Source organism: Haladaptatus sp. (assembly GCF_049589095.1).
In the GTDB taxonomy this organism is placed as follows: domain Archaea; phylum Halobacteriota; class Halobacteria; order Halobacteriales; family Haladaptataceae; genus Haladaptatus.
Map to the genome: position 1 here is coordinate 1 of NZ_JBAWAC010000418.1, position 5,270 is coordinate 5,270.

Annotated in this window: 5 protein-coding genes; 1 reads left to right on the forward strand and 4 read right to left on the reverse strand. The window is 61.5% G+C overall.

The genetic code is table 11. The features are described from left to right. Window positions 1-280: 280 nt before the first annotated feature. The 4 genes from WBV42_RS13160 to WBV42_RS13175 form a co-directional block, all read right to left on the reverse strand. Complete coding sequence (locus WBV42_RS13160; RefSeq protein WP_066140382.1) at window positions 281-703, reverse strand: DUF7344 domain-containing protein; 423 nt, start codon at window positions 701-703, stop codon at window positions 281-283. Window positions 704-782: 79 nt separating this feature from the next. After that, window positions 783-1,475, reverse strand: a complete 693-nt coding sequence (locus WBV42_RS13165; protein WP_423986428.1) for a type 1 glutamine amidotransferase — start codon at window positions 1,473-1,475, stop codon at window positions 783-785. A 62-nt stretch (window positions 1,476-1,537) separates the two neighbouring features. Beyond that, complete coding sequence (locus WBV42_RS13170) at window positions 1,538-2,962, reverse strand: class I adenylate-forming enzyme family protein (protein ID WP_423986429.1); 1,425 nt, start codon at window positions 2,960-2,962, stop codon at window positions 1,538-1,540. Between the two features lie 291 nt (window positions 2,963-3,253). Further along, window positions 3,254-4,045: an alpha/beta fold hydrolase gene (locus WBV42_RS13175; protein ID WP_423986430.1), complete on the reverse strand. Its 792-nt coding sequence runs from the start codon at window positions 4,043-4,045 to the stop codon at window positions 3,254-3,256. A gap of 506 nt (window positions 4,046-4,551) precedes the next feature. On the opposite strand from WBV42_RS13175, the gene WBV42_RS13180 reads away from it, so the two are divergent. After that, a partial coding sequence (locus WBV42_RS13180; RefSeq protein ID WP_423986431.1) for an HD domain-containing protein occupies window positions 4,552-5,270 on the forward strand: 719 nt, incomplete at its 3' end.

Below are 5,270 nucleotides of genomic sequence, written 5' to 3' on the forward strand. Positions count from 1 at the left end.
ATTATATACTGCTCGTCAAGTATTGGCTGAGCTAGAACAGGGTGTCGAAGATGGGTACGGATTTTTAGAGCGGGCGCTTTCCGAATTGCCGCCTAAAACGGTTTCAAAGTCACTGGCTCGATTGGAATTTTAGCCCACGGAATTCGGAAAGACATGCTCTCGGTAAAAACCGCTGACGAGTGGTTTCGTGCATGGGTGGAAGACATCGGATACTACTCACCGGTCGATAGCGTCGAAGAAGTACTCTAACGACCTCTTCTACATCATCCGCAAAATGGCATTATTCCGGCGTCGGCACCGCGTCATCCCGTGCGACGGCGATGTCGAGGTAGGCGTCGGCTTGGTCGGCGTGAATCCCCTTGTCGATGAGACTGCGTTCCTCGTCGTACTGGACGAGTCCGGCCATCGCCAGTTTCGGCAGTTGGGTGTGCTGGAGGGACATGAGGACGTTGCGGCGGTGTTCGTCGGAGACGAGGTCGATGGATTTGTCCATCTCCCATGCGGCGACGGTGTCTACGATTGTGTCGAGGGTGACCGGCGTGTCCTCCGACCGCAGATTGTGAAGGATGTAGCGACTTCGACGGGACGCGAGGGCGTCGAAGAGGGCGTCCTGTGAAAGCGGTGGGACGTCCGTACTCGGCCCCGCTGGCGAGGCGGTGGCGCGTGAAGAACCACCGTCATCGTTTGTCGTCTGGTCTGCCATAAGGACTAGCACTCGTCGGACGAGGGTTACTCTGGTGGTTCAGTATTCAGGCTATTTATCTCCCTATCGATAATGAAGCTCAGTCGGCGGCGGGTTCCTGCACGTCACGAACGTACTCCGTGAAGTTCTCGAAGACGAGCTTTGCCTCGCAGGCCGCCGTGAAGTTCTCCTCGTTGATCCCGTCCAACACCTTCTGAAGGCGCTCCTCCGCGAGGTCCTTGCCCTGTGTGACCTCCTCTGCGGTATCGGTATCGTACTCGGGATGGAACTGGAGTCCGAACACGTCTCCCTTTCGGAAGCCGTGGTTCGAGTACTCGTTTTCCGCGATGGATGTCGCACCCGGCGGGAGTTCCGCGACTTCGTCCGAGTGGGTCGTGAACGCGGTAAACTCGCGGTCGATCCCCTCGAACAACACGGATTCGCCGGTGTGCTCGACGACTCGATAGCCGATTTCGTACTCGCCCATGTCACGGACGTCGCCGCCGAGAACGTCGGCCAGCAGTTGATGGCCGTAGCAGATACCGAGCATCGGCATTCCGGTCTCGATGGCGTCGTCCACCCACGATTTCAGGGGTGAAATCCAATCTTCGTCCCAGTACACCGACGACCGCGATCCGGAGATGACGGCCGCGTCGAAGTCGAAGCTGTCGGGAAGGTGGCGTTCGGTTGCGTCGAACTCGACGAGGTCCGCGTCGAGTTCGCGACGGAAGTTTCGCCGCGTGTTCGTATCGCCGTGTGCGGCGTTCAAAAATGCGATTCTAAGCCGACTCATTCGCCTACAGATAGCAACTCGACCCCTCAAATGCGTTTCGTTAGCGGGGATTTCGCCGCTGTCTATCCGCCCTCGGAGTTCCACGTCCCAAACCGTCGGCGTAGCTCACCCCGGTCGAGTTCGCCGCTCGAATACCGCGGAAGCGACGGGACCGATTCGATGGACCGTGGTACTTCGTGCGCCGCGAGTCGTTCCTCCGCGAACTCCCTGAGTTCACCCGGCGAAACGTCCCCGACGACGAGCGCCTTCGGTGCTATCCCTCCAGTCTCCGCGACGGTTTCGACGATGCCTGCCGCGCGAACGTCCGGATGTGATTCGAGCACCGTCTCGACTGCCCAGGGATGAATCGGTTCCGCTCCACTTTCGATGGCTTCGTCGTCGGCGACGAGGACGAAGCCGTTCGACTCGTTCGAATCCTCCGAGTCCTTCGGTCCACGTCGGAACACGTCGCCCGTCGGCACCCACTCGCCGAACGCCTCGCCGTCGAGGGACCCGCTGGCCGTCGCCGGACCGCTGACGAACAATTCACCGATCTCCTCGTCCGTTTTCGTCCCGTCTCCGATTCGAACCGCATAGCTCGGAAACGGATAGAGTGTCCCCTTCGATCCCGGCGACTCGCGGAGGACGTTCGGGCCCGTCTCCGGGCGGCCGTAGACGCGAAGCAGTGGAACCGGAAACGCTTCGCGCACGTCCGGCGGCACGTGGCCGCGGGTCGCCGCCCAGTCGAGCGACGAGCGGTTCGTCAGCGACCCTTCGTCGACCAGTTCGCGGAACTCGGTCGGACCGCCCTCCATGCAGGTCACGCCGTGGTTCTCGATCGCGAACAACGCGTCCGCCGGGTCGAACGCACGCCGGAGCACGACTCGGCCGCCGACCGTGAGGAGCGGAAGCGCGAAGCCGAGCAAACAATCCGGGAGCGACAGCGGGCGAACGGTGAGCGTACGGTCGTTTCTGCCGAGTCCCCAGCCAGCGGTGGCCGCGCGACAGTTCCATTCCACTGCCCGGTTCGACAGACTGACGACTCGCGTTCCGTCCTCGGTGTGAACCAGCAGGGCGGTGTCCCGACCGCCCCCTTCGTTCCCATCCCACTCAGCCGATTGGGCGTCGCTCGGCGTCACGCGGTCGAACTCCTCGAACGAACGGACGTCGAACTGCCGAACGAGATCGCGCTGTGCCGACTCGAACAGCACGAGGTCGGGATCGATTTGCGCCATCGGTTCCGAGACGGTAGCCGGTGTCAAATGATGTGAAACGGGTGCGAACACGCCGCCGACGCGGTGGACGGCGAACAGGAAAACCAGGACTTCGACGCGATTTCTGGAGACGAGGGCTACCCTATCCCCGTGTCCGACTTCGAGCGCAGTGAGTCGGCCCGCTGCCGTCTCGACGCGCGCTGCCAGTTCGGTATAGGAAACCCGCTCGTCCCCGTCCACGATTGCCGTCCGATCTCCCCACCGATCGGCGTGTCGCTTCGATGCGAGCGACATACATCCTCTGCGACGCGAGAAGGGTTAGCAGTTCGGGGCCGAATCGACGTTTCTCGAACCTATCATGTACCTGTCAGAAACATATAAAATAGGTTAATAAGCAAGTCACACAATGTCATTCACGGGCAAAATGACACAGGATAGTGAAACCGATATGGAGGACATTCTCGTCGAGTGTGATGAGTGCGGAAAGCAGGTACTCTCAGTTTATATCGAAGACGGGACGTGCGACGAGTGTCGGATCGAATAGTTTGGGATCGGTAGCAACGGGTTCGGTTCGACGCGTAACGGTTAGTCGAACGTCTCGTCAGCGTGTCGGGCGAGGAAGTCGAGCAGTGTGTCGTTGACCGCCTTCGAGTGCTCGACGTGAACGAGGTGTGGCGCGTCCTCGAACGTCACCAACTCGCCGCGTGGCAGTCCATCGGCCAGTTCCTTTCCGGCCTCCACGGGGATCACTCGGTCGTCGGTGCCGTGACAAACGGTTGCTGGCGTCGTGATTTCGTACAGTTCGTCGCTCACGTCGAACGCCTCCAGCGCCGCGAACTGGGCACGCTGGGCCGAAAGGGAGGCGTCGTCCGCGAGCCGCCACTCCACCACGTCCTCCAGTCCGGCCGCGAACGCTGCCTCGCTCACGGCCGGTCGGAGCGACTCGTGAAGCGCGTCGGGTGTCTTTTCGGCCAGCAGGCGGTCCCGAACGTCCGGCGCGAGGGAGGACCCGTTCGCCGCCGTGCCGATGAGCGTCAGCGTCTTCGCGCGCGAGAACTCCTTCGCGTAGTGGAGCGCGACCATCCCACCCAGTCCGGCACCGACGAGGTGGGCTTTTCTGACGCCGTGGTCGGCCAGCACCGCATCCAAGTCACCCGCCATCTCCGCAACCGAGGAGGGTCCGTCCGGCGCGTCGGACTCTCCCGTCCCGCGATGGTCCCACACCAGCGACTCGAACGGCCCGGCGATGGCGGCGTGTTGCCATCCCCACTGCCACGCGCCGTAGGCCACATCACCCACGAACGCCACCGTATCGTGTTTCGACGACCCGTCCGTCTCGTAGTAGATCGAAGTTCCGTCGTGTTCCGCAAAAGGCATCTCTGTCGAGTGTAGGTGGTTCGTGCGTTTCAAATCGTCCGTTTCGAACGCGACTAGAGATAGGTGTTGGTTATCTCTAAAATCGATTTTCCTTTCTTATTTTCTACGGACATGTGCTGGATGTCTGGTGGTATCGAGTCCGACTTCGACAGCAACCAAGTTGCTAGGAAGCAGACCCCGAAAGCCCTCGCCCGGTCACGCGAGCACTGCAAGCGTGACGTTGTCAGAGCAACGCTCCGACTGAACTCGCTACGAATCGGTGCGATTGGGTAGGTTGGGATTCCAGTAACCGAGCCGCATCATACCGCAACCGCAACGCACCACGAACCTCCCCAGCCGATTCCTCTCTGACGCTCGTCATCCCTCGCGCGCGTTTCTCGCACGCGCCACTCGGCCGGACGAACTGGCCGAGACGGACCAAATCGGAGCAAAAATCCCCTCTCCATCCTAGTCGTTGTCGAAAAAAACGAGACACTTTATCGGTCCCACAAAAATCTCCACCTCTCATGCAGGCGATCAAGGATAGCGTTCACGACTACGTGGAACTCCCGGCAGTCGCGGCGGCGTTGCTGGACACGGCACCCGTCCAGCGCTTGCGACACATCAAGCAGTTGAGTACGGTTCGGCTGGTGTATCCGTCGGCGAACCACACGCGATTCGAACACAGCATCGGCGTCACCCACCTAGCGGGACAGGCTGTGGACCGCCTCGGAATCGACGACCGCCGAGCGACGGCGGTGCAAGCCGCGGCCTTGCTTCACGACGTGGGGCACGGCCCCTACGGGCACCAGACCGAGGGCATCATCGAGCGGCGACTGGGCAGACATCACGACGAAGTTGGGGACCTGCTCGATCACGGGGAACTGGCCGCGGTGCTCGAACGCTACGACCTGAATCCGAATGAAATCGCCGCACTCGTCGCTGGCGAGGGCAAACTCGGCCAACTCGTGGCGGGCGAACTCGACGTTGATCGAATGGATTACCTCGTGCGCGACGCCCACCACACCGGCGTCCCCTACGGTACCGTGGATTACGGTCGCCTACTCAGTGCACTCCGGTTCGCGGACGGCAACCTCGTGCTGGCGGACGGAAACGTCCAGACCGCGGAAAGCCTCCTCGTCGCCCGCGCGTTGATGAACGCCACCGTCTACCGCCACCACGTCTCCCGAATCGCTGGTGCGATGCTGGAACGGACGAGCGAGCGACTGCTGGATTCGACGGAGAT